The following is a 3271-nucleotide window of genomic DNA, read 5'->3' as shown; positions in this document are numbered from 1 at the left end:
CGCGGCGGTCCGGTGGTTGAGAATGATACGGTCTATTTTGCAGCCGGTGTCTGGCCTTTTGAAGGCGTGTTTATCTATGCTCTGAATGCTGAGACCAGAGAACAGCGGTGGGTCAATGATCGTCTGGGGTTTATTTACGGACAACATCCCCATGCGGCGGAGGCCTTCGGCGGCGTCACACCTCAGGGCTATCTGCTGATTGCGGAAGAGGAACTGATCGTCCCCTGCGGCACGGCGTTCCCTGCCCGGTTGAATAAACAGACCGGCGAACTGATCGAGTTCCAGCTCCCCAAACCGGGCCGCACACCAGGCGGGTGGTTTACCACGGCAGGCAAAGCCGCGCGACGCGGCGAAACCGAACTCGTAAAAACAGAACTGCTGTTTGATCGGGACGTCAATTCCGCCCGGCATGAAAACGGACAAAATTATGGTCCCGACGGAAAACGGGGCCTGCGTCAGCAGATTCAGACCGGGGATAAACAACTCACTTATGAAAACTCATTTCCGGGAGTGACAGGAACAATTCACTGTCTGCTGCTGGCATCAAACAGATTGTTCGTCGTCACACTCGAAGGAAGTATCTACTGCTTAGGCCCTGACGAAACAACGGTTCAAACTTATGTCTCGCCCCTGTTGAAACGCGCGCAGGAAGTTGCATCTCAAGCAACCCCTCCCGCCACAACAACATCTGCAATTTCTGACCCGGTGACTGCAGGCGGTTATGTTTTTCTCGCAGGAATTCCGGACGAAAAACTGATCAACGAGTTACTCATGCAAAAAAACGTTCAGATCGTGGCCCTCAATACTGATGTCAATCAGATCGGCACGCTTCGCCGTTTGTATGATGACCGCGGGTGGTCTGCCTCCGAAATTACTTTTCTGAACGGCTCTCTGGCAGAGATTGAGCTACCGGCTTATTTCGCACAACTGATGATCGCTGAGGAGCCACAACCATCCGGTTTCGATTCCTTCGCGCAGCTGGTTTCGAAACTGTATCCGTCTCTCAGACCGTACGGAGGCAGTCTGCTGTTAAAGTGCACGGACCAAATACACGCCAGTCTGGCTGAGGAATTCAAGGGCTTATCCCAGGCACGAATTTCAAGACAGGATGGTTATACGGTCATCGAAAAAGCAGGTGCCCTCCCTGGTTCATCTAATTATACCGGCGGCTGGTCGAGCCCGGATGAACTGGTTAAAGCACCGGTGGGCGTACTGTGGTATGACGACAGCGTCGGCAACTTCAAACGTGCTCCCCAACCGATGTTTGTCGACGGCGTCATGATTTCACACTCCAAGTACTGGGAAGGTTATCCGGCCGGCGTTCGTCCCCCCTATCAACTGCTGGCCCCTCAATTCTCGGATGTCTACACCGGCAGAACACTCGATGAAAAACAGGCCAAGTCATTGGTCACCGAATTACCAACGCTGGATCAAACTCAAAAACAACCCAGTCAATACCGGCCCCCTTATCAAAAAAATGACTGGAGCCCCGCGCCGCCGGTAATTGGAGAACGCACCAATCCCTTAACCGGGCAAACGGAGCCCCGCGCGTTTCCGAAAAGTTATGGCTGCGATGGAGGCGTTGATTACAGTTATCTCTACACCATGCGATCCGGAACCGCTGCCTTTTATGATAAACGCGTGGAGAGCGGCACGATCCATATCAGCGGCCCCCGTTCCGGCTGTACTAACAGTATTGTTCCCGCGAACGGACTGTTAAACGTCCCCTATTATTTCCAGGGTTGCACCTGCAGTTACCCCTTGCCGGTCGGACTTTCTCTGATTTCGATGCCGGAAACACACGAACAATGGATGGTCTGGGGCAAAAGTGATGCGAAAGAAATTCAGCGGGTCGGTTTGAACTTTGGTGCTCCCGGCGATCGCATGACAGACCGAGGCACACTCTGGCTGGATGTCCCCAGTCTCGGAGGTCCTTCGCCGGAACTTGCTCTGGACGTCAAACCAGCTTCGATTCGCCCCTTCTATCAACATTCCCTGTGGATCGAAGGCGGTCGTGGCTGGCCCTGGGTGGGTGCTTCCGGAATAACCGGCGTTGAAAACATCACGCTGAAAAATGTGAAACATGCCGACTACACACTGCGACTCTATTTCCGGGAGCCGGAATTTTCTGCACCGAAAAAACGTGTCTTCAGCGTTGCTCTCAACGGAACGCCCTTGATTCAGGACCTGGATATTTTTCAGGAAACAGACTCGCATCAAAAGATCCTGGTACGCGAGTTCTCTCAAATCCCCGTTGATGGCAGTCTGAACTTAACATTCACAGCCAGCACCGGGGAACCTCTGATTTGTGGAGTGGAACTGGTTGAAAACAGTCTGCCACTGGATTCCGTGGTCAAACTTCCCAGCCACAAACAACAGCTTCTTACAAAACCGTAGTTTGCATACAGGCTAAAAATCGCGGAAGGGGCCGCGGGGTTCTGCCTCTGACATTTCTTTTTTCCAGTTGGCAAAGTGCGCTTTCATTTCCTGCAATTTTTCAGGATTGGTTTTTGAAAGATCGTGCTTTTCACTCACATCCTGGGAAAGATCAAACAGGCCATTTCCTTTCGCAGACTCCACCCACTTCCAGTTTCCCACACGAGCGGCCTTATCAGCCTGTCGTTGCCAATACATTTCTTGACGTGGAGACTCAGCCTGCCCCATCAAAGTCGGCAGCATGTCGTAACCATCGATGACAATGTTTTCGGGCAAAGGAATGTTTGCTGCTTTCAGGAAAGTCGGAACCAGCTCCAGCGAGGTCAGCAGGCCTTCATTTACCGTTCCCCCTGTGATTTTCTTTGGGTAGCGCACGAGACAGGGAACGCGAATTCCCCCTTCGAACATCATTCCCTTTTTACCAGTGAGCGGTGAGTTGTCAGAACCTCCCCCGCCTCCGTTATCGGAAAAGAAAACCACGATTGTATTATCGGCGATTTTGTACTCGTCGAGCAGGTCCAATACTTCGCCGATCGCAGCGTCCATGCAGGTGATGGACGCGACATATTCCAGACGACGTTTGCTGTCCGAAACGCCTTGTGTGATTACGGGGCCCTTGGGAGTCTCGCGAAATTCATAACGCCCCGTCTTTTTCTTTGTAACGAGTTCGTCCTTCAAATGCGGGTACATCTTTTTAAATTTTTCGGGAGCCTGGGCACCGCCGCGAATGCGGGGATCGAGGCTCGATGCGCCATGCGGTGCGTTGAAAGGCAGATAGAGAAAGAACGGCTGTTGATGATTCTCTTTCAAAAAACGGACTGCTTCCCGCTGAAAC

At 52.5% G+C, this 3271-nt stretch carries 2 protein-coding genes; one reads left to right on the top strand and one right to left on the bottom strand.

Annotation, left to right across the window (positions count from 1 at the left end; translation table 11 throughout):
- Nucleotides 1-2397 (top strand): malectin domain-containing carbohydrate-binding protein (locus tag Q0294_RS21195; protein WP_299469433.1); only part of this gene is annotated, 2397 nt, incomplete at its 5' end.
- Between the two features lie 12 nt (nt 2398-2409).
- On the opposite strand, the gene Q0294_RS21190 is transcribed toward Q0294_RS21195, so the two are convergent.
- On the bottom strand, nt 2410-3271 hold an 862-nt coding region (locus tag Q0294_RS21190; RefSeq protein WP_299469431.1), incomplete at its 5' end, for a sulfatase-like hydrolase/transferase.

Origin of the sequence: uncultured Gimesia sp., from assembly GCF_937919775.1 — a bacterium.
In the GTDB taxonomy this organism is placed as follows: Bacteria; Planctomycetota; Planctomycetia; order Planctomycetales; family Planctomycetaceae; genus Gimesia.
This window is presented reverse-complemented; position numbering and strand designations above follow the sequence as displayed.